We start from the raw sequence: 25356 nt of genomic DNA on the forward strand, positions 1-25356 counted from the left end.
GATCAGAGCTGGAGAATGTTCCAGTCGAAGTTGCGCGGCGTACCGGCCACCTGCTTGAGCGTGCACTGAAGCCCGGTGTCACTCGGCACGGGCACGCTGTACTTGTTCAGCGCCGCCTGCACATTTGAGAAGCTCACCGTGTAGGCAGACTCCAGCGCTGCGCCGCTCTTGATCCGCGTCTTGATGCGCAGTTCAAGCGTGTCGCCCGCAACCAGGTTGCGTGTGTTGACCACAAGCACGTAAGTGCCGGGGGCGGTGATCTCCGCACCCAGGGCATGCTCGGTGTTGATGGTCGCGGCCTGCGAGCCAGATGCAGCGGAAGTGGGCATGGTCAGCCGATCAGATGCGCCACGACTTCACGCTCGCGGCCCGGGGTTGTCGTTGCACTGCACTGCATCCGCACAGCCAGGCGTGAGCCGGCCGGGATGGAAATGGGCAGCAGGACGCGGGCCATGGAGCTTTCGACGGTGGCGGCCACGTACACCGGCACGTCAGGAACAATGATTTGTTCGGCGCCTGACGCGCCTACGGCGACATCGACATAGAACGCCGTATTGGCGTTTATCGCGGTGCCCGTGGGCATCACCGATAACAGCAGCCACGACGCATCGGAGTCCGTGGCCGGTGTGAGTTCGACCCATGCTCCCTTGGTGTTGGCACTGGCGCCAGGATCAACCACGGTGCCGCTGCTCGACGCAGGCACCGCGCCGTGTGTTGCCGTGCGACCGGCCGTTGCAGGGCTATTCCAGGTTGCGGCCACCACGGAGGCGCAGGCGCCCAGAACCACGTTTGCCGCGGTCTGCTGGTAGCGCAGCGCAATGCGCGAGCCCGCTGGAATCTGCAGCGGAAGCAGCAGCTGCACCACGTTGTTGCCCGAAGAGATGCGCCTTGCCTGCAGGTTCCCCAGCAGCACTGTCTCCGTGCCGGCCGCACCGATGCCAATGTCCACAAGCACGGAGCCGTTCGTGGTGCCTACGGACAGCGTGAGTAGTAGCGCGGCTGCGTCGAATGCCGTGCTCGCCACGATCTGTGTCCACGCACCTTTGGTGTTGAGCGAACCGGGCGCAATCATTGTCGTCAGCGCGCCGGACGCAGCCATGCGCTGGTGGCCCTCGCTTGCGCCCCAGTCGCCGAGACTCATAACAGGATCTCCGCGACGCGCTCGGCCGTGAGAAGGTCGTGGTCCTGCAGGTATTGCAGCCCAGCAAGCAGCACCGGGTCATCGAACACCACGCGCCGCAGGGTCGGCGCACGCAGCCGGCCCAGCAGCACTTCAATAAACGCATCGGTACGTGCCGCTGTGCGTATCGCCGCTTCTTCGTACAGCGTGAAGCGGGAGATGAAGTCGTAAGGGTCACACGACCTGGCCTCGGCCGTGCGCGGCACGAAGCTCAGCGTCTCGGCATGCCACTGCTGGGTCGCCGTGTCCGGCTCGCCAGCAAGCGGCACGGCAGACAGCCCCGCCGGCAGCGGATCAGCCAGCACGGTGCCGAGGCTCACCAGATGTCCAGCCGCGTCATGAACGGCATACCAGCTCATAGAGTCAACCTCAGCCGTTTGGCATCGTGATGGTCTTGCTGGTGATCTGCACCGGCTGGTTCGCCGCGATGTTGATGTTCACCAGTTCGATCTCGCCGCCACCGCCGGCAACGGTGACCGTACCCTGCTCATGCACGGTAGCTCCGTCATTGCTGACGATTTCGTAATGGCCTGCATTGATGCCTGCGCCCGCCGCGGCGGCGCCGGCACCTGACCAGGTGCCGGCGAGCACCTTTACCCCGGCTGCGACATTGGCCATCCAGTCCGCAGGCAAGGCCATGTCGACCAGCACAGTGCCCGTGCGCGCGGACGTCGTGTCTGCCGGCTGAGCACCGGAGCGCAACCGCAGCCGCGGCGGTGCCGCGACACCGGAAATGGCACCGGCCAGCACCGTCTGGCCGTTGCAGGCGAGCTCATAGGCCTCGGCCATGTTGTTGCGGACTTGGGGGGATAACTTCATGTGTGCCGTCCTTGGTCGGTTCTGCTGTTACCCGAGCCTCGGAGGCTCGGCCAGGTGGGTGATTTCCCAGCGCTGCGCGGCTGGGCCTGTCGCCGGTGCACCGGCGCGTGGCAGCACACGCACGCCTTCCGTCAGCTGCAGCGTGATCTGCAGATCCACCGCGGCGGTGTTGAGCAACTCGGCCTCGAACTGGATGCCGCGCGCGCGCAGGTCCAGGTTGTCGAGCAGCTCAACCTGATACACACGTACCCACGCATGCACAGCTGCGATGACGTGATCGGCATTACCGGCGAAGTCCAGCAGAAGCAACGTCGCCGTGTACCGGTACTCCCAGCTGATCCGCTCACCGGCGCCGGTGGCCACGGACGTACCCGCCTTGGCAAAGACGGTCAGCTTCGAGGGGTCGCGCGCAATCTCGGGCACGGCCGCGGTGAGGGCATCACGAAGCGAACGCAGCTTCTCCACGTCAGCTCACCTCAGTGCTCTTTGCGCACCATGTCGATAAGGCCCCACACGGCGCCAACCACCAGGCCGATCTGGTTGATGAGTTCCGGCGAGATGGCAGCGCCGGTTGCGCCGGCCATGAGGGACAAGCCCTTCCATGTGGATTGCTCCTTGAGACGGCTCAGGAGCCACTGCTTGGTGATCGTCATGTCGCTTCTCCCATGCACAGCCGGTACTCACGTTCCCGGCGGTTCACCAAACCTTTCACGGTCTGGCCTTTGAACTTGATCCACATCCGAAAGGCGTCACACGCCCCGGTGTAGTCCTGGACGTTGAACCGCTTGACTACCGTGCTGGAGCAGAAGGCAGTGGGGCCAATGTTGTAGGCCAGGCGCACGGCGGCATCGAACTCGTGCTGGTGCATAGGTACCTTTACGCACCGTTGCACCGCGAGCTGAAACTGGTCGGCATCCTTCAGGGCGCGAACCAGGGCACGCACCGGATCGGTCTTGTCCCCCAGCTTGATGTCCGACCCCGTGGAACCAAAGCCGTTTGTGGGCACGTCGCCAGCCACAGGAGGCTTGGCCACGGGCTCGTATCCTTCCGAGGCCACGAGACCGACGAACGCGGCGGCCGACAGGAACAGGCCGGCGATTGCGCGGCGTGTGCTCATACCTCGATGCTCCTCGGCGTGCGGGCCTCTCGGCGCCATTTCCAGATGAGGTAGCTGGCCTGTAGCGCGATGTACAGGCCGGTAGCCAAGTGCACCATCAGCGGTACGCCCCGGCTGAGTAAATCCGTGGCGACGACGGCCAAAGGCGGAGTGACCTGTGCGCCGGCGGCGATCACTGCGCTGGCCGCTTGAGGAGAGGTTGGCAGGGACATGTCAGGGTCCTCGTTTCGTGCGGTGATCAGTCCCATAGCGACACCGTGCGACTGGTCGTGGGCGTGGTGGTCGATGGAGTGGCCAGCGTCACCGGCGTGCCCTCTGGCAGTACCGGTCCGAGGCTGGCCAGGCCGCGGTTGAGTTCCAGCGTCGACTCGACGACACCGCCCGACGTCGTGCCGAGGTAGCGCTGGCACAGGGCATCGACGGTGTCGCCTTGTTGCGCGATCACGTTCATCAGATCAGCTCTACGGTCGAGCGGCTGCGGCCTATCAAGTCGTTGACAGCCCAGCGCATGTCGCGTCGGAGATCGTCGACGGAGCAATCCATGGCGTCGGCCTTGCGGTCGCTTCCGGCAGTCGTGTCCACGCCGCGATACCGCTCGATCAGGTCGACCTGCGTAGCACACGTCACCGCGCGCAGGTACAGCGTCACGAGTACGCTCTGGCCATCGATCTCCGGAGCCGATACCTCGTCCAGCGAGAGCGCGCCGGCGGCCTCCTGCACGCGTCGCCACTCCCAGCACTGCTGGTTGACGTCGAAACACGCGATGACGACCGAGAACCTCAACCGCGTGTCGGTGACGCTTGCATCCAGCCTGGAGCGTTCCCGCAATTGCACCAGGTCGACGTCCGGCCACCAGCCGTCGTTTGTGACGGGCCGGGACGGTTTCTCGGGCGTGGCGGCGGGTGCGTAGAAGCTGCTCATGGCTGGATGCGATGTAGGTCGGGGGTGGTCAGTGCTTTGGCTTTCCTGGCGTCAGCCTCCGGCCGCTGCACTGAGCCCCCGGGCTCCGGGGTCCGGAACTTGTGATCAGCCCGGAGCAGCCGGCCGCAGCCGGCGCTCCAGGCGCTCGATGTCTTTTTTCACGCCGACCAGGTCGTGCAAGTGCAGGGCGCGCTGCAGGTGGCCCAGGGCGGTACGGGCAACTGGTTCGGCCACGGCCGAGACGTCCACGTCGGCGCTGCCGGACTTGCGGATCAGCGCGTAGCCGATGGCCTTGTGCAGCTTCGCGCGCGCCTGGTCGGGCGCGTCGTGCTCGGCCGTGAGCTGCAGCACCTCCGGCAGCACCTGCAGGGCCAGCTCGTGCGGCATGCGGCCGGTGAGTGCGGCGATGGAGTACTCGTCGATTAGCACAACCGGCACGCCGCGCTCGTAGCGGTCCGGCATCTGCAGGCCGTGCTGCACCACGTAGCGCGCGATCTGCAGCGCGCGCGCGTAGTTGCCCACGTCGATGTGCCAGACGAGCACCGTCGTCAACACCTCGTCCTGCGCGCCGTTGCCGGCCTGCAGGGCGCCGTCAATCCAGGCGTCGTACGCCGGCAGCATCGTCGCCTTGGCCTCAATCTTCCGCTCGACGCTCTGGATGTCCTTCAGCGTGCGGCGGTGCTCGACGAGCTGGGCGAGCGTGACCTCGTAGGCGCTGCCCTGGACGTGGCCGCCGTGCGGAGCGGCTGCGGCGGCCTGGCGGGCGAGCACCTCGCGTTGGTGGCGCAGGGCGGGGCTGCAGCGGCTCATGGTCAGGCGGCCGCCTTGGGTTCGATCTTCTCGACCAGCGCGGCCATGCCGTACTCCTCGACCACATAGGCGTCGTTCGAAGACTCGTAGTTCTCGATGCGGTCGCGCTTCGGGTTGTCCTCGACACGGCGGCGGCGGGCGCCCTCCTGGAAGTAGATCGAGAGGTTGCTGAACGAGGTCACCAGCACCGTGCCGTCCGGGAAGAACGGCGCCTGCACGGCCTGCAGACCGCCCAGGCGCTTCTGAGAGATCAGCAGGTCGGCCGCGATCTTCTCGCTCGGGTCCTTGGGCTGGTTGACCAAGGGGAACAGCTTGTCGTGCATAAGGTCGCGCGACACGAACACCCGCAGGTTCGGATCTTCGCGGAACCAAGGGTCTAGCAGCATGACGGCGTCGAACACCAGGGCGTCCAGGTTCTCGTAGTCGCCATTCACGCCGTAAGTGACCTTACCGGCTTCCTTGCCGTGGTCCATGACGCGCGCCGCGGCTTCCTCGCGCAGGGCCTGCAGCCAGCCGCGGTTCACGTCCTGCAGCAGCGGGTTCTGCGCCAGGTCCGTTTCGGCCGCGGGGCTGACGCCGTGGAAGCCGATGAGCATTCGGTCCAGCGCCTGCCGCTGCACGATGGCATCGCGCACGCGGGCCTGGAAGTCGGGGAACTTGGCCCAGGCATCCAGCTTGGCGTAGGTGATGTGGGTGTCGAAGTTGGTTTTCGAGCACTCGTAGCCGCGCGAGTCCATCGTCGTGATGTCACGGGTGGCGCGGTCTTTGGTGGCCGTGTTCGTGCGGCCGGCCACGGGGCCGGAGACGCCCAGGCCCAGCTTGTCCCCCTTCAGCTCGGTGACACCGATCATGTTGATCGACGACAGGAACGTGCTGCTCTCCTGGATCTTGGTTTCCAGCTTCTGCTGCACGGAAGGAGCGACCGTGAACATCGTGTTCGCTTCGGCCACGCCCGAGAGCGCGGCAAGCTGGGTCAGGTAGGCGTTGAACGCCAAGCGGGTGTCGTTGCGCATGTGAGAACCTTTGTGAATCGGTCAGAGGGATGGCGGGGGCTCAGCAGTCCGTGAGCTGCTGGCCGGTGCCGCCCGTAGCCGGCGGGCGCTGGTTGAACTGCCTGGCGTCGGTGTTGTCCAGCACCTTCTTGATGTCGGAGTACTGGGTTTCCAGCGTCGCGATGCGCTTGGTGGCCGCTTCCAGGTCCTGCGCCGTCTTGGCCTGGGCCTCGCCTTGCTTGGTGAACTGCTCGCCAATCGCGTTGAAGCCCGTCTTGACGTCCTCGAACTTCTCGTCGTCGGTCTTGGCCTTGGCGGAGAACTTGGCCACGAAGCCAGTCATCCACGCCTTGAACTTGCCGCCGCTGTCGTCGGCACCTTCGTCCAACTCGAACGCCATCTCTTGCTCGACGGCCTCGGTGATGACCGAGTTCGCGGAGAACTTGCGGCCCTTGAACGGATTGGCGTCCGGGTTCTTGGATGCGAACTCCAGGATTGACGTGCCCAGGCTGGCCGGCGTGTCGGTGAAGCCGATGCCCATGCAATACGCGGAGCCGGTCTTCGCGAAATTGGGGTCAATCTCGATGCTGGTGTAGATCTTCTGCTTCTTGTCGTTCGTCAGCGCGACGAGCGATTCCAGCGGCTCGATAGTCGCGTACAGAGCCATGCGGCCCTTCAGCGGTCCGTCCGCGACTTCGGCTGCTCGCAGCGACAACACGTCGGCATAGGCCCCGAACATTCCGTCCGGCGAGATGCTGCGCAGGTGCTCCACCCAGCCGCGGGCGCCGTACAACTCGCGGCTATAGGTCGCCGCCGCCTCGGTCAGCCAGTTGCGCTGGATGGTGCGGCCATCGGTGGTTCCACCTTCGACGGCGACACGAAACTCTTTCGCCTTGTACTTCTTGGCGCCGGATTTTTGGGACATGGGCTGCGGCCTCTGCAGTTGGTCTGTACGTGTTCTCATGTTGTCGCTGGTAACAGGCTCGTTCAATAAGGCCATGGTTTGCCGGCGGGCAGCGACTCATACGGCTCTCGCGCGCGCGCGGAGGCCTGCGGAAACTGCGAGGCATGGCTGATGCAGAAGCAACCACTACAGCACCTGTCAGCGTGGAAGAGACCCGCGCTGCAGCCAAGTCACGTGCTCGCGCGCTGTACTGGCAGGGTTGGCGTGTCACGTACATCGCCGAGCACCTTGGGCTGCCGCGCACCACAGTGCACGAATGGAAAGAGGCAGAAAAATGGGATGAGGCCACACCGCTGGAGCGCGTCGACGGCACGCTCGAAGCCCGCATGGTCCAGCTCATCGTGAAAGACCAGAAGACGGGCGGTGACTTCAAAGAGATTGACCTGCTTGGCCGGCAGATGGAGCGCACAGCGCGGGTGCGGAAGTTCGAGCTTTCAGGAAAGCATGGCGATCTCAACCCGAACCTCGCGAAGCGCAACGAAGGCCCGAAAAAGCGTCCAGAGCGCAATCACTTCACCGATGAACAAGTAGAGAAGGTAAGCGAGGCATTCCGCGACTCTCTATTCGACTACCAGAAGGTCTGGCTTCGGAATTCGCACCTGCGCACGCGGATGATTTTGAAGTCGCGCCAGATTGGGGCCACGTGGTACTTCGCACGCGAGGCGCTTGAAGACGCGCTCAAGACCGGGCGCAACCAGATATTCCTTTCCGCATCGAAGGCACAGGCTCACGTCTTCAAAAACTACATCAAGGCCTTCGCGAAAGACGCGGCTGACGTGGAGCTCAGCGGCGATCCGATCCTCTTGAGCAACGGCGCCGAGCTGACGTTCTTGGGAACGAATGCGCGCACTGCCCAAGGTTTCCACGGCAACTTCTACTTCGACGAATTCTTCTGGGTGCATGGCTTCACGGAGCTGCAGAAGGTGGCCTCTGGCATGGCGCTTCACAAGCAGTGGCGCAAGACCTACTTCTCGACGCCCAGCACCGTGCAGCACGAGGCCTACGAGATGTGGACCGGTGAGCGCCATAACAAGCGCCGCCGCAAAGAGGACCGCATCAAGCTCGACGTGTCGCACGAGCGCCTGGCCGGTGGCTTCACGGGTGAGGACAAGATCTGGAGGCAGATCTGCACCATCCTCGACGCGCAGCGCGGTGGGTGTGACCTGTTCGACATCGACGAGCTGCGCTTCGAGTACTCCGACGACGAGTTCGCGAACCTGCTGATGTGCCAGTTCGTGGATGACACGCAGAGCGTGTTCCCGCTCTCAGCGCTTCAGAAGGGCATGGTGGACGCGTGGGAGGTCTGGCGGGATTTCCAACCGTTTGCGCCACGCCCCTATGCCTGGATGCCTGTGTGGGTCGGTGTGGACCCGTCGAAGACCGGCGACAACGCGGCGGTGGTGGTGATCGCACCGCCGCTGCAGCCTGGCGGCAAGTTCCGCATCCTCGAAAAGCACAGCTTTGCAAAGCTGACCTTTGAGCAGCAGGCCGAGAAGATCCGACAGATCACGCAGCGCTACAACGTGACGTACATCGGCATCGACTCCACCGGTGGTTATGGCGCTGCGGTGGCCGAACTGGTGAAGGGGTTCTTCCCAGCGCTCACAGAGCTGAACTACAGCCTCGACCTCAAAACGCGAATGGTGCTTAAGACCCAGAGCGTGATTGATAAAGGTCGACTGGAGTTCGACGCCAGCTGGACCGACCTGGCGCACTCGTTCATGGCCATCCGCCGGGGTCTCACGCAGTCCGGCCGCAACGTTACCTACCTGGCGGGCCGCACTGAAGCCACAGGCCACGCCGACCTGGCGTGGGCTGTGATGCACGTCCTCGACCACGAGCCACTTGAAGGCGAGACCGCAACCAACCGCGGAATTCTGGAGATTTACTGATGACGACAACCACGCAGGCCAGCACCAATGCGCAGGCTTCCGAGGCCTCGCCGCCTACCCGCGTTCAAGCGTTTACCTTCGGTGACCCGGAGCCGGTGCTCCAGCGCGAGATCCTGGACTACATCGAGTGCTGGATGAACGGCCGGTGGTACGAGCCGCCGGTAAGTCTAGACGGCTTGGCCAAGGCCTTCCGCGCGAATCCGCATCACACCTCCAGCATCTACTTCAAGCGCAACGTGCTGGCCAGCTTGTTCCAGCCGCACCGGCTGCTCAGTCGCGAGGCCTTTGGCGCTCTGGTCCTGGACTACCTCACATTTGGCAATGCTTACCTTGAAAAGCGCAACGCCCTCAGCGGCCGGGCGCTGCAGCTTCGGCACGCGCTGGCGAAGTACACGCGCCGCGGAGCGGACATGGAGAGCTACTTCTTTGTGCGGGGCTGGCGGGACGAGCACCAGTTCGAGCCCGGCTCGGTGTGGCACCTGCGCGAGCCGGACATCAATCAAGAGGTGTACGGGCTGCCGGAGTACTTGAGCGCACTACAGGCAGCCCTGCTCAACGAGAGCGCCACGCTGTTCCGCCGGCGCTACTACAACAACGGCAGCCACGCAGGGTTCATCCTGTACGTGAGCGACAACGCCCAGAGCCAGGGCGACATTGATGCCATGCGCCAGGCGCTGCGCGAGTCGAAGGGCGTGGGCAACTTCCGCAACCTCTTCTACTACGCCCCGGGTGGCAAGACTGACGGGATCAAGATCATTCCGATCAGCGAGGTCGCAGCCAAGGACGAGTTTCTAAACATCAAGGGCGTCACGCGCGACGACGTGTTGGCGGCGCACCGCATCCCGCCTCAGCTACTGGGCATCGTGCCCTCAAATGCCGGTGGATTTGGCGACGTTGAGAAAGCCGCGGCGGTGTTCGTGCGCAACGAGATCACGCCGCTGCAGAACCGTCTGGCGTCGCTCAATGAGTGGCTGGGAGAGGAGGTTGTCCAGTTCGCGCCGTATGCGGCCGAGACGGCCGCCGCGGCTGGCAGGGAGCCTGCGATGCCGTAGCCCGCGCCGTCGAAAAAGACAGGGCGGCTGGGTCGGTGCGGTAACACCTACCCAACCATCCTCAGCAGAACACGCCTGCCTTGGATCAAGGCCCTGCCACCGTCCGGACGGCGGGGCTAGTGTAAACATTTAACACTCAACCCATGGCACAACCGATCATTCCGTGGATAGGCGGCAAGCGCCGCCTGGCTGATTTACTCATCCCGCGCTTTCCTGCGCACAAGACCTACATCGAGGTTTTCGCCGGCGGCGCCGCGCTTTACTTCCTCAGGCCGCCGGCCGACGTGGAAGTGATCAACGATGTCAACGGGGAACTGGTCAACCTGTACCGGGTTGTGAAGGTTCACCTGGAGGAGTTTGTGCGCCAGTTCAAGTGGGCGCTGTCCAGCCGCGAGGTGTTCAAGTGGATTCAGGACACCCCGCCCGAGACGCTCACAGACGTTCAGCGCGCGGCCCGGTTCTACTACCTGCAGCAGCAGTGCTTCGGCGGCAAGTTGGAGGGGCAGACCTGGGGCACGGCGACCACCACGCCGCCTATCAACCTGCTGCGCATCGAGGAGCAGCTCAGCGCCGCGCACCTGCGCTTGGCCAGCACATACGTCGAGCGTTTGGACTGGCGCGAATGCATGCGCCGGTATGACCGGCCGCATTCGTTCTTTTACTTGGACCCACCGTACTGGCAGACCGAAGGCTACGGCGTGCCATTCCCGTTCGAACAATACGAGGCCATGGCCGAGGTCCTCCGTGGCATGCAGGGCAAGGCCATCCTGAGCATCAATGACCACCCCGACATCCGACGCGCCTTCGACGGCTTCCAACTCGAGGAGCTGGAGATCGACTACACGGTCGGCGGCGGGGCCAAGGCGGCGCGTCGGCGCGAGCTGATCATCTATAGCTGGGACCGTGAGGCCGAGCCCGCCGGGCTGTTCTGACGCCGTCCACCAACCCCACCACTAGGCCCCGCTCGCGGGGCTTTTTTCATGCCTGCGCACCGGCCCTCGCCGGCCCAGGCAGGCCGCGCGCCGCGGCGCCGTGCCCACCCCCCACCAGCCCGCTTCGGTGGCCCGCCCTGGGCCTGCCCGCCTTTTCGCACCAACACGGGGCATTTACCCCCATGCCGACCCGCGGCGCGCGCTCGGGACCCCGCCCCGCCCCCGCTCTAAACGTGCCGCTTTTGACGGCGATGTCGGAAGCCTTGTTGCTCTCGGGAGGAGAGGCGGCTGAGTTGGGTCTCAACGTGACGGGATCTGACGGGATGTGTGGCGTTGTACTGAAGTTGGGAGTGAGTCGCAGGCCGGCAAGTCGCTGAGCACGTTTTCCGGAAGTGGTGCGGGAACTTCCTAACCAACCTAATCAGCCTGGAAAAGTGCACGTAAGTCGTTGTCGCGCAAAAGGAATCTTGGTTAGGTCCGCAACCTAATCAGACCTAATCTGTCTCCTAACTTTTTCGCAAGTCATTGATTTAAAAGCACTTTTTCTATGTCATTGGTTCAGGTATAGAAACCTAATCTGGTTATGGCTAGGTTATGAAAAAGTTAGGTTTTCGCTAGAACGGCAAGTTGTTGATCCACAAAGAGTTTTTCTGGTTCTTGCGACAGAGGTTAGGAAAGTTAGGTCGGTCCCGCACCCCTTTGAATTTTGATGGCGGTGCTCTATGGCGGGCGCAGCTGTGCCTCGGCGCGCTCTTGGCGCGAAAACTTTCCGAGGGGTCTGGGATGTGGGCTACTGGCTGAGGGGTTGGCCAGGTACGCGCCGGCGCGAGCGGCCGGCGGCGAACGCGTCAAAGAAGGCGGAGCCGTCTATAAGCCGGGTTGCAAATTCCTGCCCTACAAGACCTACTGACCCGGCTGATTGCCCCCGCAACCGCTCAGTGCCCGGCCGGGTGCAGGGCGGCCTGGCCCAGGTTCCACAGCGGCGAGAACACGCCCAGCAGCAGCATGCCCACCAGCAGGCCCATGACGCCCAACAGGATGGGCTCCACCGATTCGCTGAGCTTGCTGACCTCGTAGTTCACGTCCTCGGTGTGGATCTGGGCGATCTGCTCCAGCATTTCCTCCACGTCGCCGGTGGCCTCGCCCACGCTGATCATCTGCAGCTCCATGGAGCTGAAGATGCCCGCCCCGGTGGCCACGCGGGTGAAACCCTCGCCGCGCTCCACGCCGCGGCGCATCTGCAGGATGCGCCGCTCGTAGAACGCATTGCCCACCACGCGCGCGGCCAGCTCCAGCGCCGCCACCAGCGGCACGCCGTTGCGGCTGGCCATGGCGAAGTTGCGGCAAAAGCGCGCCACGCTGGACTTGGAGATGATGCTGCCCACCACGGGCAGCTTGGTCTTGAGCTTGTCCCAGCGGTAGCGCCCGCGCTCCGTGGCCAGCCCGCGCCGCAGCAACGCCACCCCGCCGCCGCCGCCGGCCACCAGCACCCACCAGTACTCGCGGCTGAAGTTGGAGATGGCGATGAGCACCTGCGTCACCGGCGGCAGCTCGGCCTTGAGGCTCTTGTAGGTGGAGGCGAACACCGGGATCACGAACAGCATCAGCACCGCCAGGCCTATGGCCACGGCGCCCAGCACGAAGCTCGGGTAGCGCACGGCGGACTTCACTTTCTTGCGGATGTCGCGGTCGAACTCGATCTGCCGGTACAGGGCCTGGAAGCAGTCGTCCAGGCGGCCGGACTGCTCGCCCACGCGCACCATGTTCACGTAGAAGTCGTCGAAGATGTGCGGGTGGCGCGAGAAGGCCGCGCTCAGCTCCAGGCCGCGATCCAGGTCGTTGCGCACTGCAGTCAAAGCCTTGGCCAGCGCCTTGTGGCCGGTGGTCTTTTGAATGCCTTCTATGGCCAGCAGCAGCGGCATGCCCGCGCGCACCATGTTGGCCAGCTGCCGCGTGAGCATCTGCAGCTCCAGGATGGGCACCTTGTTCTCGCCCGTGATCTCGGCCAGCCAGGGGGGCGATTCCACGGGCTTGGGCATTGGGCGTATGCGCACGGGCGAGATCTCGCTGTCCAGCATCCAGCGGGCCACGGCCTGCGGGGTGGTGGACTCGATGCGGCCCTTCATGCGCTCGCCGAGCTTGTTGCGGCCTTCGTAGAGGTAGGTCTGCATGTGGAGTGCTCCGGTGTGATGGCGCCGCCGAGTGCGCGACGGTCCGTGCGCGACGGTCAGTGGGCGATGGTCATGGCCTCGGCCACGGTGGTGCGGCCCTCCAGCGCCATGGCCACGGCGCCGTGGGCCAGGGTGCGGCCGGCGATCTGCTCGCGCGCCAGGCGTTCCACGCTCTGCACGTCGGCCCGCTGCAGCGCCTCGGTCAGCGGCAGGCTGATCTCCAGCACCTCGTGCACGCCGCGGCGGCCGTTGAAGCCCAGCCCGTTGCAGCGCGAGCAGCCCCGGCCCTTGCGGAAGCTGGCCAGCGACAGCTCGTGGGCGCTGGCGTGGTGGGCCACCCAGGCGCGCTCGTTGGGCGTGGGCTCGTAGGGCTCGGCGCAGTAGGCGCAGGACACGCGCAGCAGCCGCTGCGCCACCACCGCGCGCAGCGTGGAGGCGATCATGTAGCCGGGCACGCCCATGTCCAGCAGCCGCGCCGGCGTACCCGGCGCGTCGTTGGTGTGCAGGGTGGAGAGCACCATGTGGCCCGTCATGGCCGCGCGCACGGCGATGTCGGCCGTCTCGTTGTCGCGTATCTCGCCCACCAGCAGCACGTCCGGGTCCTGGCGCAGCAGCGAGCGCAGCACGCGGGCGAAGGTCAGCTCGATCTTGTCGTTGATCTGCACCTGGTTGATGCCCGCCATGCGGTACTCCACCGGGTCCTCCGCGGTGAGTATCTTCACGCCGGGGTCGTTGAGCGTTTCCAGCGCGGCGTACAGCGTGGTGGTCTTGCCGCTGCCCGTGGGGCCCGTGACCAGCACGATGCCGTGCGGCGCGCGGATGGCGCGGTTCATGCGCTCGGCGGCCCAGGGCGGCATCAGGTCCTCGATGCGCCGGCGCGTGCCGCCCTGGCGCAGCAGCCGCAGCACCACCGACTCGCCGTACTGCGTGGGCATGGTGGACATGCGGATGTCGAAGCGCGAGTCGGCCGACTTCACCGTGATGCGCCCGTCCTGCGGCAGCCGCCGCTCGGCGATGTCGAGCTGCGCCATGAGTTTCAGGCGCACGATGAGCGCCGGCGTGATGCGCGGGTCGGCCTGCACCTGCACGTGCAGCACGCCGTCTATGCGAAAGCGCACCAGCAGCGCGTGCTCCTGGGGCTCGAAGTGGATGTCCGAGGCGTTCACGCGCGCGGCGTCGTCGAAGATGGTCTGCAGCAGCTTGACGATGGGGGCCTCGTCGTCGCTGAGCGTGCCGCCCATGGAGGTCAGGTCGATGACCCGGTCCTGGTCGTCGATCTCGCGCTCCACCTCGCGGGCGAAGGCGCCGATCTGCTCGGTCTTGCGGTAGATGCGGTCAATGGTGGCCAGCAGCTGCTCGTGCGTGATCACGGCCAGCTCCACGTGGCGCCGCAGCAGCTGGGCCAGCGCGTCCTGCGCGCGCAGGTCGGTGGGGTCCACCACGCCGACCAGGCAGGCGTCGTCCCCGCGCTGCTCCAGCACCACGGCGCCGAAGCGGCGCGCGTGCTGCTCGCTGAGCTGGCGCACCACGTCCGGCAGCACGTCGAAGCGGCGCAGGTCCACGAAGGGCAGGCCCAGCTGCCGCGCGATGGCCTGGCCCACCTGCTCCTCGCTGGCCATGTCCAGCGCCACGAGCACCTTGCCCAGCAGCTGGCCGCTGTTCCTTTGCTCGGCCAGGGCCTGGGCGAGCTGGTCGGGGCGCAGCAGGCCCTGCTCGATCAGCACGGTGCCCAGGGTCAGGGGTTTGGTGGTGGCTTGCATGTGAGCCTCTTTGCTGTGGGGGGTGGTTGCGGAGATGGGCCGGACGGCGGGCGTTTTCACGTCATGGCCTCACTGCACGGCCTCGGTCCAGCGCGCGGTGCTGGTGGTGGAGCTGGTCACGGGTTGGGGCGTGAGGTCCACGCCCTTGAGGCAGGTGAAACCGCCGGCCCAGCCGTTGAAGTTGGCGGTGACGCCGCCCAGGGCGAAGGTGGTGTCGGTGTTGGGGACGAAGAAGGCGCAGGTGCCCGCGCACAGCGTGGCGCCGTCCAGCGGCGTGGTGGGCGTGGTGCTCACGGTGAAGGCGGTGGTGGCGGCGTTGGCCGCGCTCACCGCCGTCACCCGCGTGCCGGGCGTGATCGCGCCGGTGCCGGACTTGAGCGCGATGAGCATCTGCGGCGACGTGACCGTGGGCTGGCTGGACGTGGCGGGCAGGTACAGCGTGCTGCCCGGCGTGCCGGCGTAGAGGTTGGTGCCGGGCGCCACGTAGGTGGCCGCGCCGCTGAGGGCGTAGCGGCCCACGCCGCCCGTGGCCTCGGTGGCGCCGTAGCCGTTGTTCGGTGTGGCCTGGCTGCTGATGCTGCGCCCCGAAACCAGGCCGGAGAGCGCGTCGCCCGCCGCGAAGTGGCAGACGGTGCAGGCCGAGACGCGCAGCACGGTGGAGCTCACCGTCCAGGTGCGGTTGTTGGCCGAGGGCACGTTGAGCGCGCCGCTGAGCTGGTAGCGGCCGCGGCCGCCCAACTGTTCATTGGCCAGCAGCGGCGTCACCTGGGCCGTGACGGTGCCGCAGCTGGTGTTGGTGGGGCAGCTCGGGTTGCCGTTGCCGCCGGACCACGACACCGTGTCGCCCACGCTGATGACTTGGCCGGGGGGGCCCGTGAAGCTGGCGCCCACGGTGAGCGTGCCGCTGCTGATGCTGGTGGTGTCGGCGTTGTTGCTCACCCAGCGCGCGCCCACGGCGCCGCTGCCGCGGCCCTTGTAGGAGGAGGCGTTGACGGCCAGCGGCGAGGCGCCGGTGAAGTTGGGGTTGCGCGCGTACCAGATTTCCGCGTCCACGTTGGCCGGCGCGCCGGTGACCTGCGGGCTGGGGTACTTGGCGATGCGCGTCATGGCCACGTTCTGGCCCGCGCTGGCGTTGGTGCCGAAGGTCACGCCGCTGAGCTCGTCGCTGAGCTGCGTGACGTTGGCGGAGAAGGAGAAGACCAGCATGTCGCCGCCCTGGCACCAGCTGGTGCAGCTCTGCGTGGTGGTGCCGGGCGCGGCGCACGTGCCGCCACTGGTGGCCGTGCCGTCGTTGGTGCCGCCGGTGCTGCTGCCGTTGGAGCCCACGGTCTTGGAGGTGGCGTCGTTGTTGCGGGTGTTCCAGTAGCTGGCCGCGCCGGCGGCCGTGGTGGGGCCGGTGAGCGTGGGCGCGCTGGTGCCCAGGAAGAAGCCGCCCACCTCCGCGAGGTTGTTGCGGCCCTTGGTCATGGTCTGGTAGATGGGGTAGGTGCTGCCGGCCGGGATGAGCACGGCGTTGCCCATCAGGCCCACGCTGTTGTTGCCCGCGGCCGGCGAGCTCACGCTCATCTGCAGCCGGCAGTTGGAGGCGGCGGCGCAGCTCGCCTGGTTGTTGCCCTGCTCGTCGTAGGTGAGCGCGAAGAGGCCGATGCCGGCGACGGCGGCCGTGTTCTGGAGCTGCAGCTGCCAGTTGAGCGTGGGCGAGTTGGCGCAGTCGGTGGTGGCGCCGTTGCAGTAGACGCCGTTGCGCACGGTGAGGTTCATGTCCTGCGTCAGCGTGCTTTGGGTGTTGCCCACCCGGCCCACCGAGGTCACGGTGCAGGCGCCGCAGGGCGTGGCGCCGCTGTTGTCGCAGTTGGCGGGCGAGGAGACGGCGCTCAGGCCCACCGTGCCGCGGCCCAGCGTGTAGGTGCTGGCGATGCCGGTGCAGGAGTTGTTGGTGTAGCTGCCCACCAGCGCCGCGGCCAGGCTGGCCTGGGCCTGTTCCAGGCCGCTTTCGGCCAGGAAGAAGGCGGCCGTGCGGTCGGCCTGGCGCTGGCTCTCGGCCACGTTGCCGCTGCTCATGTTGAGCATCTGCGTCAGGCCGAACACCACGGTGGCGACGAGGAAGAGCATGGCCACGACCGTGACCATGCCGCGCTGGGCCGCGGGCCTGGCGTGGGAGCGTCGGCGGGGCGTCATGGGGGGGCTTCAGTTGTTTCGCACGGCCACCAGCGTGCGGGTCTGGGTGGCTTGCAGCCCGGGCGGCTGCACGGTGAGGCTCAGCTCCACGAAGCGCAGCGCCGCGGCGCTGGTCGTGGTGGCGAGCGCCGCGTCCAGGTAGCGCATGGAAAACGCGCTGGCGTAGCCGGTGAGCGTGCGCGTGGCGGCGGGGCTGGCCAGGCTGCCGGCATAGCGCAGGCTCAGGCTGGTGCCGTTGGCGGTCCACTGGATGGTGACGGCGATGTCGCCGTTGGCCGAGGCCGGCGACGCGCCGCCGCAGGCCGAGACGTAGCCGCCGCTGGTCTTGTTGAACACCATTTGCGTGGCCGTCATGGTGCTCACGCAGTAGGCGGCACTGGCGCGGTCGTACTTGAGCTCGCGGATTTCGCGCGCCAGCCGCTCCAGCGCGGCGCGGCCCTCGTCCAGCGCGGCGCTGTCGGCATTGACCCTGCGCGCCAGCTCCCAACCGTTGACCCAGAAGAAGGTGGCCGTCACGGCCAGCAGGCTCAGCAGCCCGGCCGAGAGGATGAGCTCCACCAGCGTGAAGCCGTGCTGGCGCGGCGGCCGCGCGTGGCGGCGGGGGCGAGGGCGGGCGCTGGACGGGACAGGAGCCATGGCCGCGGACCTCAGTAGGCGCTGAGCTGCAGCGTGAGCGCCGGCAGCACTGCGGCGGCGCCGTTGGCGCGGGCGAGGGTGATGGTGGCCGTGCAGGTGGCGCTGGCGCAGGTGGTGATGCTGGTGCCGGCGGCGTCGAGCAGCGCCACGCCGGGGTTGGCGGCGAATCCGCCCACGCCGCCCAAGCCGTTGCACAGGCTGGCGTTGACGTTGGTGAAGCCCAGTTGCCGCCGCAGGCCCAGCAGCCGCTCGGCGCAGGCGCGCTGGATTTCCAGGCCCACGTACTGGTCGCGCGCCTCGTTCTGGGTGGCGAAGACGCGGGGCTGCATGCTCAGCAGCCCGGCCGCCACCAGGCCCAGCAGGCCGATGACCAGCACCGTTTCCAGCAGGGCGAAGCCCCGGGGCCGCGCCGCGGCGCGGCGCGCTTGGGTGCAAAGGCGTGGCGTGTGCATGGCGTCTTGCCGGGGTCAGGGGCTGACCGACACGCGCCCCGTCAGCGCGGCGACCGTGACGGTCCAGGTCGCCGTGCTGCCGGCGCTGGTGACGCTCAGCGTGAAACTGGTGTCCGCCGCCAGCGGCGTGCCGGCGGCGTTGAGGGGCTGGCCCAAGGTGTTGAAGACCACGGCGCTGCCCGCCAGGGACACGCCCTGGCTGAACGTGAGGCTCTCGTCCGTGTTGCACGGCGTGGTGCCGGTGGTGCAGGCCAGCGCCACGCGGCCGTTGCCGCCGGCCACCGCCACGCTCACGCCCATGCGCTGGGCGCGGGCCATGGCCAGGCCTTGGGCGCGGCGCAGCAGGTCGGCCAGGGCCTGGGCCTGCGTGGACACCGTCAGGCTGGCCGGCGTGGCGAGCTTGGCCATGGCGAAGCCGCCCAACGCCGTCAGCAGCACGATGGTGAAGATGGCTTCCAGCAGGGTGAAGCCCTGCCGGGAGCGGCGCAGCCTTGTGTTCATGCGCGGGTGCTCAGGCCAGGAATGGGCGGAAAGCGCTCCCGCCACGCGAAGGCTTCGGGCCCTGCGGCGGCGGGAGCAGCCCTCAGGGCTCGCTCAGGCGCCGTAGGCGTTGAACGTGACCGTGCGGCCAGTGGGCGTGGTCAGCGTGCAGGCGGCCGTGGTGCCGGTGATGGGCAGGGCGTTGCCCGTCACCGCGTAGCCGGCGGGGACGTCCACCATGGCGGTCAGCGCGGCGCCGGCCAGATCGGTGCAGGCGGCCAGCGGCCAGTAGGTGCAGCCCGCAGGCGTGTTCGCCGCGGTGCAGGCCGTGGCATTGGGCACGTTCTTGCGCCCGTAGTTCACCGAGGTGGCCGAGGCGATGGCTGCGCCCACGCCTGCGGCCACGCCCACCTCGGCGTCGCCGCTGAGGTTCTGGAACTTCGGAATGGCCACCGCCGCCAGCACGCCGATGATCACGATGGTGATGATCAGCTCGATGAGCGTGAAACCCTTTTGAGCCAGCTTGCCGAAACGCGTCTTCATGTCTGTTTCCTTCACGGTTTAAAAGTCAACGGTCTTGGGGTGCGCTGCCCCTGGCCGGTCCGCGTCCGCCGCCTCCTCCGGATCCCTTCTGACGGCGGTTGGCCGGTCGGCCCTGTCGATGGCGCGTTACAAGGCTAAATGGACCGTTTCATATAAGTCCATGCCCTGAAATATTCGGCGTCCTGGTTTTGATCGGGTTTCGATCGGGTTTTGGGGGAAGGTCTTGAACAAAATGGGTAATACCTACCGCGTGCCATTACCCAGCGCGGCTGGAGGCGTTTACCCAATAGCGGCTGGACGGATTGCTGGCGCCGGCAAAAACCTTTCGATGAAAGATCAGGAGATTGTTAAATCCAAGGCTTCTTCACGAAAAGTCGTGGACTGACAGGAGTTTTTTTGCTTAAGGCCTGGTTTGAAGGGCTGTGTTTTCTGCCTGTTTCGGCCTGCCGATCCACCAGTGAAGCCATCGGTTCAATATTTGATTGTTTGAATGAGTGAGGGATGGTTTTCACCAATCCTGGGGATGGGGTACCGCCTTGTCACGGTATTTGCCGGGACATTTTGCGCATGGTCTTGAATGAGGGGCGGGTATTTAATGGCGTCGTAACAAATCATGAGATTCACAACAGGACGAGGCTTTGCGTAAACGCGCGGGCTGGTTCAGGTGGGACACATGGGACTAGGTGCCAATACAAGCGGATGGACGGTGCTGGACAGCGGCGACGGGCGGTCGATGTGCGCCGTGAGCGTGCGCTGTGCCGCGCGCGGCGGGCAGCGCCCAAGGGTGCTGGCCGCGGTGGAGGTGGCGTGCGCCGACGCCCAGGCCGAGCCTGATGCGCTGCGCGGGCTCATGGGCCAGGTGGAGCGGCGGCTGCCGCTGCTGTGCACGCTCTCGCGCTCTCAATACCGGCTGCGCGTGATGGCCGAGCCGGCGGTGCCGGCGCGCGAGCTGTTGCAAAGCCTGCGCTGGGCGCTGAGCACCGAGGGGGACACGCCGCAGGAGGAGCACAACCTGGCCTGGCTGCCCATTCCCGCGCAGGAGCAGGCGCCCTCGCGCGGCCGCCAGGGCTACGTGGTGAGCACGCCTTCCGAGGCGCTGGATGCGCGGCTGGCCACCTGGCGTGCGGCTGGCGTGCGGCCCAAGGTGGTGGACATCCGCGAGACGGCGCTGCGCAACCTGGCCGGCGCGGTGGAGCCGCCGGGCCAGAGCGTGGCGCTGCTCAGCGCCGAGGCAGCGGGCGTGGCCATGGTGTTCACGCACCAGGGCGCGCTGGTCCTGGACCGCTTCGCCGAGCTGGCGGCCGAGGAGCCGGGGGCCGCCGACCCCGCCGCGCACGAGCGCCAGCAGGAGCGCATCGCCACGCAGCTGCAGCGCTCGCTGGACGTGCTGGGCCATGCCTACCCCGGCCTGCCGCCCGCCAGCGTGCTGGTCGGTCCCGCGCCGCGGTGGCCGGAGCTGGGCACCTTCCTGTCCGCACGGCTGGCGCAGCCGGTGCTGCCTTTCGCGCTGGAGCAGGTGTTCGATCTCACCGAGGTGCCGCACCTGGCGCAGTCCGCCGCGCTGCAGGCGCGCTGCATGGTGGCCCTGGGCGCGGCGCTGCGCGGCATGAGGGAGGCGGCATGAGCCGGCACGCCAGCGTCATCCACATCAACCTGCTGCAGCCGCGCGCGGCCACGTTCGGGGTCGGCAAGTCGCTGGCGGCGCTGCTGGCGCTGGCCCTGGCGGGCGTGGCCTACCACGGCAGCGACGTTTCCTCCGCTTCGTCCCGGGCGCGGCGCGAGCGCGACGATTTGACGCAGCAGCTCTCGCAGGCCAAGGCGCGGCTGGCCGCGCTGCGCGGCGAGCAGGCGCAAAACGCCGGCGTGCTGCAGCTGCGCCAGGAGGTCGAGTCGCTCAGGCCGCAGGCGCAGGCCGCGCAGGCGTTGACGGACGCGATGCACGCGGCCGAGGGCGGGCGCGCCGACGCTTTCCTGCAGGCGCTGGGGGCGCTGGCCAGCGTGAAGGAGCCGGGGCTGTGGCTCACGGCGCTCAACGTGGGCGAGGGCGGCCGGCGCCTGGAGGTGCAGGGCGTGGCCGGCAGCGGCGCGGCGGTGCTGCGCTTCGCGCGCCGCGCCAACGAGCTGCTGCAGCCCCTGGGCGCGCGGCTGGATGGGCTGGAGATGCAGCCGCTGCCGCAGGGCGGCGGCCAGGGCGGGCAGGGCGGCGCCGTGTCCTTCCGGCTGCGCTGATGACCGGGGGTGAATGATGAATGCCAAGTTGCTGCAGCTCCTGAACCGTCTGGAGGACCTCTCGCTGCGCGAGCGCGTGATGGTGGTGGCCGGCGTGCCGCTGGCGCTGGTGGCCGCAGCCGAGGCGCTGTGGTTCACCCCCGCGCGCGACGCCGCCGCGCACGCCGCGCAGGAGTCCGAACGGCTGCGCGCCGAGCTGGCCACGCTGCAGGCACAGCTCTCGGCCCAGCCCGCCACGGCGCCGCTGCCCGCGGCCGACCAGTTGCAGCGCGAGCGCGGCGAGCTGCGGCAGCGCGTGGCGGCCTCGCGCGAGCTGCTGGCCGCCGTGAGCCAGCCCATGGCCTGGGGCTCGGTGCTGCGCCCAACGGCCTCCGGCGTGCCCGGCCTGGCCATCACCCAGCTCAAGGCGCTGCCGGCCGAGGCCGTGTTCACCCCCGCCATGGCGCGCCAGGCGCTGGCGCCCGCGTCCAAGCCCGGCGCCCCCAACGCCGCCGCGGCGCAGGCCGCCAGCGCGGCGCCGGTGGCGCTGCCGGACATGCCCTCCATCTACCGCCACCGCGCCGAGATCGCGCTGGACGGCGAGTTCGCCGCGCTGCTGCGCTACCTGCAGAGCCTGCAGCGCGCGCCCGGCGAGCTGTACTGGGACCGGCTGCAGTTCAGCGCCGCCAACTTCCCGCAGGCCAGCCTGCAGCTGAGCCTCTACACGCTGAGCAATCGCGCGGAAACGCCCTTCCACTGATGCATCGCGGAGCCTCGCCCATGAAGTCCGACCACCATCGCCGCCGCCCCCGGCGCGCGCGCCTGGCCGCGCTGGCCCTGGCCGCCGCCGCGGCCGCCGTCGCGATCCCTGCCGCCCTGGCGGCGGATTCGATGAGCGGCCTGGGCGCGTCCTTCCGCCCGGCCGCCGGTGCCGACGCCCGCCCGGATGCCGGCGCCGCGCGCGGCGATGCGCTGCCGGGGCTGCGCGTCGTCCTGCTGCGCGGCGGGCGCCAGGCCGCCGCCATCGACGGGCGCATGGTGCACGTGGGCGACAGCGTCAACGGCCTGCGCGTCACGCGCATAGACGCCCAGGGCGTCACCCTTTCCGGCGAGGACGGCGCTTCCGAGCGGCTGCTGGTCAACCCCTCGGTGCTCAAGAACACGCGCGCGGCGGCCGGCGCCCGCGGCTCCAACGGTGGTGAACGCCCATGAAAACCTGTGCCTTTCTTGCCGCGGCCGTGCTGCTGGGCGGCTGCGCTTCTCCGCAGAGCGCACGCGACCCTTCCGCGCAGCAGCGCATCGACGAGACGCTGCGCCAGGCCGCGCAGCCCCGGCCCGCGCCGGCGCCTGAGCTGCCGCCGGCCGTGAGCCAGTCGCTGCTGCCGCCGCTGCGCGGCACGCTGCCGCGCGGCGCCGTGCCGCAGGCCGAGCCGCGCTTTGACCTGGTGGTTTCCGACGCACCCATCAGCCAGGTGCTGCATGCCATCGCGTCGGACTCGCGCTGGAGCATCCTGCTCAGCCCAAGGGCCGGCCTGCCGGCCGCACCCGTGTCCGGCGCGCAGGGCGAGGCCGCGGCCGCCGCCAGCCGCCGCGAGCTGCTCACCGTGCACCTGAAGAACGTCACCGTGTTCGAGGCGCTGGACTCCATACGCGAGACCTACGGCTACGAGTACAGCGTCTCCGGCACGCGCATCGTCGTGGAGCCGCCGGAGCTGCAGACGCGCTTCTACATCGTGAACTACACGCTGGGCCAGCGCCGCGGCGTGAGCGACATTCAGGTCGTGGCCGGCGCGGCCACGGGCGGCGGCGGGGGCTCCTCCGGCAGCGGCGGCAGCGGCGGCGGCTCGTCGTCTTCCGGCGGCAGCGGCGGCAGTGGAGGCAACGGCGGCGGCGCGGCCAGCTACGGCTCCACGCAGGCCAGTGCGCTGAGCACCATCTCCAAGTCGGACTTCTGGGGCGAGCTCGAAGACTCGATGCGCACCATCCTGGCCTGCCAGATTCCCAAGCTCGGCCCCTCCGGCGCGCGCGCCGGCGCCGCCGGCAGCGGCGGCAGCGCCGCCGTCGCCTCCAGCCGCGCCGACGTGTCCTACCTGGGCGACGCGCCCACCGGCGAGCGGCTGCGGGGCGTGGAGGGCTGCGGCGACGGCCGCGCCGTGAGCGTCAACCAGATGAGCGGCACGGTGCTGGTGCGCGGCATGCCCAAGGAGCTGCGCACCGTGGAGCGGCTGCTGCGCGCCATGCAGCTCACCGTGGAGCGCCAGGTCATCATCGAAGCCAAGGTCATCGACGTCCAGCTCAACAAGGACTCGCAGCAGGGCATCAATTGGGCCGCCTTCCGCGACGGCCTGGTGCGCGGCGGCGTGGGGGCCAACACCGCGCTGGTGGGCGCCACCGGCACGCCCGCCGCCGGGCGCGTGGCCACCGGCGCCACGCTGGCGGACTTCCTGGGCGGGCAGATGCTCGACGGCATGGGCACCAGCGCCTTCACCGCCGGCGTGGGCCTGGCGCTGCGCGGCTCGCAGTTCGCGGCACTGATCAACTTCCTGGAGACGCAGGGCGACGTGCACGTGCTCTCCAGCCCGCGCATCGCCACGCTCAACAACCAGAAGGCCGTGATCAAGGTCGGCACCGAGGAGCCCTTCATCACCGCCATACAGCCCGGCTCCACCAGCCTGGCCTCGTCGGCCGCGGTGTCGGTGCCGCCCACGCTGACCTATCAGCCCTTCTTCTCCGGCATCTCGCTGGACGTGACGCCGCAGATCGACGAGCGCGACCGCGTCACGCTGCACGTGCACGCGCTGGTCAACGCCATCACCGAGAAGCTCAAGCCCTCGTCCACGCAGGCCGGCTCGGCGGCCGTGCCGCTGGCCGTGAGCAGCGTCAACGAGACCGACAGCGTGGTGAAGACCGTGGACGGGACCATGGTGGTCATCGGCGGCCTCATGACCGAGAGCAGCAACAACACGCGCTCGGCCATTCCCGGCGCGGGCGACGTGCCGCTGGCCGGCGCGCTGTTCCGCAAGGCGGAGCAGGCTTCCAGCAAGCGCGAGCTGGTCATCCTCATCAAGCCCACGGTGGTCAAGATGGAGGCGGATTGGGCCGAGGACATCGCCGCCGCGTCGCGCCGCATCCAGGACATGGACAGCCGCATGCGCACGGACTGAGAAGGGCTCCCCCGCCATGTACGCGCAACACTTCCAGCTCCGGGAGCTGCCTTTCGGCATCACCCCGGACACCAGCTACTTCTTCGCTTCGCACTCCTCGCAGCAGGCGCTCAACACGTTGCTGGTGGCCGCGCGCACGGGCGAGGGCTTCATCAAGATCACCGGCGAGGTGGGCACCGGCAAGACCATGTTGTGCCGGCAACTGCTGGGCTGCCTGGGCTCGGAGTTCCAGGTGGCCTACGTGCCCAACCCCTGCCTCACGCCCATGGGGCTGCTCATGGCGCTGGCCGACGAGCTGGGCGCGAGCACCGAGCCGCTGGCGCGTGCGGCGCGCACCCATCACGCCTACCTGCTGATCCAGTCGCTCAACCTGCGCCTGCTGGAGCTGGCGGCACAGGGGCGGCACGTGCTGGTGTGCCTGGACGAGGTGCAGGCCATGCCCATCGAGACGCTGGAGACGCTGCGGCTACTCACCAACCTGGAGACCGAAAAGCGCAAGCTGGTGCAGGTGGTGATCTTTGGGCAGCCCGAGCTCGATGAGCGGCTCAACCATCCCTCCATCCGGCAGTTGCGCCAGCGCATCACGTTCGAGTATCGGCTGGCGCCCCTGGGCCGCCAGGAGCTGGCGCAGTACCTGGACCATCGCATGTCGGTGGCCGGCTACCAGGGCGCGGGCGTGTTCTCCACCCCCGCGCGCTGGCTGCTGAAGTGGCGCACGCGCGGCTTTCCGCGGCTGGTGAACATCGTGGCGCACAAGGCGCTGATGTGCGCCTATGGCGCGGGCCGGCCCAGGGTGGGCTGGCGCGAGATGCGCCGCGCCATCGCCGACACGGCGTCGCTGCGCGCGCGGGTGTTGCCGCGCGCGGCCCTGGCCGCGCTGGCGGCGCTTGGGCTGGGTTTCATGGTCTTCGAATGGATGGGGGCGGTATGAGCGTCATCAACACGATGCTGCGCGACCTGGACCGGCGCGGCAGCGGGGCTTCAGCCGCTGCCCAGGGCGGCGGCGGCGCGGTGCGGGCCGTCAAGCCGCGGCCTGCCGGCGTGTCGCGGCGCGAGGCCGTGATCGTCCTGACGGGCGTGCTGGC

Annotated in this window: 29 protein-coding genes; 9 read left to right on the top strand and 20 right to left on the bottom strand. The window is 68.0% G+C overall.

The window, feature by feature from the left end; genetic code table 11:
- Positions 1–2 precede the first annotated feature (2 nt).
- The 13 genes from SM757_RS10515 to SM757_RS10575 form a co-directional block, all read right to left on the bottom strand.
- Positions 3–329 carry a hypothetical protein gene (locus tag SM757_RS10515; protein WP_322465429.1) on the bottom strand — a complete coding sequence of 109 codons (327 nt, stop codon included), beginning with the start codon at positions 327–329 and terminating at the stop codon, positions 3–5.
- Between the two features lie 2 nt (positions 330–331).
- Positions 332–1141: a hypothetical protein gene (locus SM757_RS10520; protein WP_322465430.1), complete on the bottom strand. Its 810-nt coding sequence runs from the start codon at positions 1139–1141 to the stop codon at positions 332–334.
- Positions 1138–1500 (bottom strand): hypothetical protein, encoded by a 363-nt coding sequence (locus SM757_RS10525; RefSeq protein ID WP_322465431.1) that lies wholly within the window; start codon positions 1498–1500, stop codon positions 1138–1140. Before SM757_RS10525 ends, SM757_RS10520 begins: the two co-directional genes overlap by 4 nt.
- 49 nt (positions 1501–1549) lie before the next feature.
- Entirely contained in the window at positions 1550–1999 is a 450-nt protein-coding gene (locus SM757_RS10530) for a hypothetical protein (RefSeq protein ID WP_322465432.1), read from the bottom strand.
- A gap of 27 nt (positions 2000–2026) precedes the next feature.
- Entirely contained in the window at positions 2027–2464 is a 438-nt protein-coding gene (locus tag SM757_RS10535; protein WP_322465433.1) for a phage tail protein, read from the bottom strand.
- An 11-nt stretch (positions 2465–2475) separates the two neighbouring features.
- Positions 2476–2652: a hypothetical protein gene (locus SM757_RS10540; protein ID WP_322465434.1), complete on the bottom strand. Its 177-nt coding sequence runs from the start codon at positions 2650–2652 to the stop codon at positions 2476–2478.
- Positions 2649–3116: a lysozyme gene (locus SM757_RS10545; RefSeq protein WP_322465435.1), complete on the bottom strand. Its 468-nt coding sequence runs from the start codon at positions 3114–3116 to the stop codon at positions 2649–2651. Before SM757_RS10545 ends, SM757_RS10540 begins: the two co-directional genes overlap by 4 nt.
- Entirely contained in the window at positions 3113–3328 is a 216-nt protein-coding gene (locus SM757_RS10550; RefSeq protein WP_322465436.1) for a hypothetical protein, read from the bottom strand. The genes SM757_RS10545 and SM757_RS10550 overlap by 4 nt, the downstream gene beginning before the upstream one ends.
- 26 nt (positions 3329–3354) lie before the next feature.
- Complete coding sequence (locus tag SM757_RS10555; RefSeq protein ID WP_322465437.1) at positions 3355–3567, bottom strand: tail protein X; 213 nt, start codon at positions 3565–3567, stop codon at positions 3355–3357.
- Entirely contained in the window at positions 3567–4037 is a 471-nt protein-coding gene (locus SM757_RS10560; RefSeq protein WP_322465438.1) for a head completion/stabilization protein, read from the bottom strand. The genes SM757_RS10555 and SM757_RS10560 overlap by 1 nt, the downstream gene beginning before the upstream one ends.
- Before the next feature lie 105 nt (positions 4038–4142).
- A complete protein-coding gene (gpM, locus tag SM757_RS10565; RefSeq protein ID WP_322465439.1) occupies positions 4143–4847 on the bottom strand; it encodes a phage terminase small subunit in 705 nt (234 codons plus the stop codon).
- 2 nt (positions 4848–4849) lie between these two features.
- Positions 4850–5860 (bottom strand): phage major capsid protein, P2 family, encoded by a 1011-nt coding sequence (locus tag SM757_RS10570; protein WP_322465440.1) that lies wholly within the window; start codon positions 5858–5860, stop codon positions 4850–4852.
- A gap of 40 nt (positions 5861–5900) precedes the next feature.
- Positions 5901–6764: a GPO family capsid scaffolding protein gene (locus SM757_RS10575; protein WP_322465441.1), complete on the bottom strand. Its 864-nt coding sequence runs from the start codon at positions 6762–6764 to the stop codon at positions 5901–5903.
- A gap of 143 nt (positions 6765–6907) precedes the next feature.
- On the opposite strand from SM757_RS10575, the gene SM757_RS10580 reads away from it, so the two are divergent.
- The 3 genes from SM757_RS10580 to SM757_RS10590 all read left to right on the top strand — a co-directional run bounded on the left by SM757_RS10580 (position 6908) and on the right by SM757_RS10590 (position 10679).
- Positions 6908–8695: a terminase large subunit domain-containing protein gene (locus tag SM757_RS10580; RefSeq protein ID WP_322465442.1), complete on the top strand. Its 1788-nt coding sequence runs from the start codon at positions 6908–6910 to the stop codon at positions 8693–8695.
- Complete coding sequence (locus tag SM757_RS10585) at positions 8695–9747, top strand: phage portal protein (RefSeq protein ID WP_322465443.1); 1053 nt, start codon at positions 8695–8697, stop codon at positions 9745–9747. Before SM757_RS10580 ends, SM757_RS10585 begins: the two co-directional genes overlap by 1 nt.
- Positions 9748–9890: 143 nt before the next feature.
- Positions 9891–10679 carry a DNA adenine methylase gene (locus tag SM757_RS10590; protein ID WP_322465444.1) on the top strand — a complete coding sequence of 263 codons (789 nt, stop codon included), beginning with the start codon at positions 9891–9893 and terminating at the stop codon, positions 10677–10679.
- Positions 10680–11614: 935 nt separating this feature from the next.
- Here the strand turns inward: SM757_RS10590 and SM757_RS10595 are convergent.
- From SM757_RS10595 to SM757_RS10625, 7 genes are all read right to left on the bottom strand, one after another.
- Positions 11615–12850: a type II secretion system F family protein gene (locus SM757_RS10595; protein ID WP_322465445.1), complete on the bottom strand. Its 1236-nt coding sequence runs from the start codon at positions 12848–12850 to the stop codon at positions 11615–11617.
- Between the two features lie 56 nt (positions 12851–12906).
- Positions 12907–14610, bottom strand: a complete 1704-nt coding sequence (locus tag SM757_RS10600; RefSeq protein WP_322465446.1) for a GspE/PulE family protein — start codon at positions 14608–14610, stop codon at positions 12907–12909.
- Between the two features lie 69 nt (positions 14611–14679).
- Positions 14680–16788, bottom strand: coding sequence for a hypothetical protein (locus SM757_RS10605; RefSeq protein ID WP_322465447.1), 2109 nt, complete (start codon positions 16786–16788; stop codon positions 14680–14682).
- Between the two features lie 9 nt (positions 16789–16797).
- Positions 16798–17424, bottom strand: coding sequence for a prepilin-type N-terminal cleavage/methylation domain-containing protein (locus tag SM757_RS10610; RefSeq protein ID WP_322465448.1), 627 nt, complete (start codon positions 17422–17424; stop codon positions 16798–16800).
- A gap of 11 nt (positions 17425–17435) precedes the next feature.
- Positions 17436–17876, bottom strand: coding sequence for a hypothetical protein (locus SM757_RS10615; protein WP_322465449.1), 441 nt, complete (start codon positions 17874–17876; stop codon positions 17436–17438).
- 15 nt (positions 17877–17891) lie between these two features.
- A complete protein-coding gene (locus tag SM757_RS10620; protein ID WP_322465450.1) occupies positions 17892–18377 on the bottom strand; it encodes a pilus assembly FimT family protein in 486 nt (161 codons plus the stop codon).
- A gap of 93 nt (positions 18378–18470) precedes the next feature.
- A complete protein-coding gene (locus SM757_RS10625; RefSeq protein ID WP_322465451.1) occupies positions 18471–18899 on the bottom strand; it encodes a prepilin-type N-terminal cleavage/methylation domain-containing protein in 429 nt (142 codons plus the stop codon).
- A 673-nt stretch (positions 18900–19572) separates the two neighbouring features.
- Here SM757_RS10625 and SM757_RS10630 point away from each other — a divergent pair.
- From SM757_RS10630 to SM757_RS10655, 6 genes are read left to right on the top strand one after another with little or no spacing between them, the layout of a single operon-like run.
- The gene (locus SM757_RS10630) at positions 19573–20523 is read left to right on the top strand and encodes a type IV pilus biogenesis protein PilM (RefSeq protein WP_322465452.1); all 951 of its coding nucleotides are present in this window, start codon (positions 19573–19575) and stop codon (positions 20521–20523) included.
- A complete protein-coding gene (locus SM757_RS10635) occupies positions 20520–21128 on the top strand; it encodes a hypothetical protein (protein ID WP_322465453.1) in 609 nt (202 codons plus the stop codon). The genes SM757_RS10630 and SM757_RS10635 overlap by 4 nt, the downstream gene beginning before the upstream one ends.
- A 13-nt stretch (positions 21129–21141) precedes the next feature.
- Complete coding sequence (locus tag SM757_RS10640; RefSeq protein ID WP_322465454.1) at positions 21142–21867, top strand: hypothetical protein; 726 nt, start codon at positions 21142–21144, stop codon at positions 21865–21867.
- A 20-nt stretch (positions 21868–21887) separates the two neighbouring features.
- Complete coding sequence (locus tag SM757_RS10645; protein WP_322465455.1) at positions 21888–22319, top strand: hypothetical protein; 432 nt, start codon at positions 21888–21890, stop codon at positions 22317–22319.
- Complete coding sequence (locus SM757_RS10650) at positions 22316–24271, top strand: secretin N-terminal domain-containing protein (RefSeq protein WP_322465456.1); 1956 nt, start codon at positions 22316–22318, stop codon at positions 24269–24271. The genes SM757_RS10645 and SM757_RS10650 overlap by 4 nt, the downstream gene beginning before the upstream one ends.
- Before the next feature lie 16 nt (positions 24272–24287).
- Positions 24288–25202 carry an ExeA family protein gene (locus SM757_RS10655; RefSeq protein ID WP_066336565.1) on the top strand — a complete coding sequence of 305 codons (915 nt, stop codon included), beginning with the start codon at positions 24288–24290 and terminating at the stop codon, positions 25200–25202.
- Positions 25203–25356 lie beyond the last annotated feature (154 nt).

This window comes from Azohydromonas lata (assembly GCF_034427735.1).
Lineage (GTDB): Bacteria > Pseudomonadota > Gammaproteobacteria > Burkholderiales > Burkholderiaceae_C > Azohydromonas > Azohydromonas lata.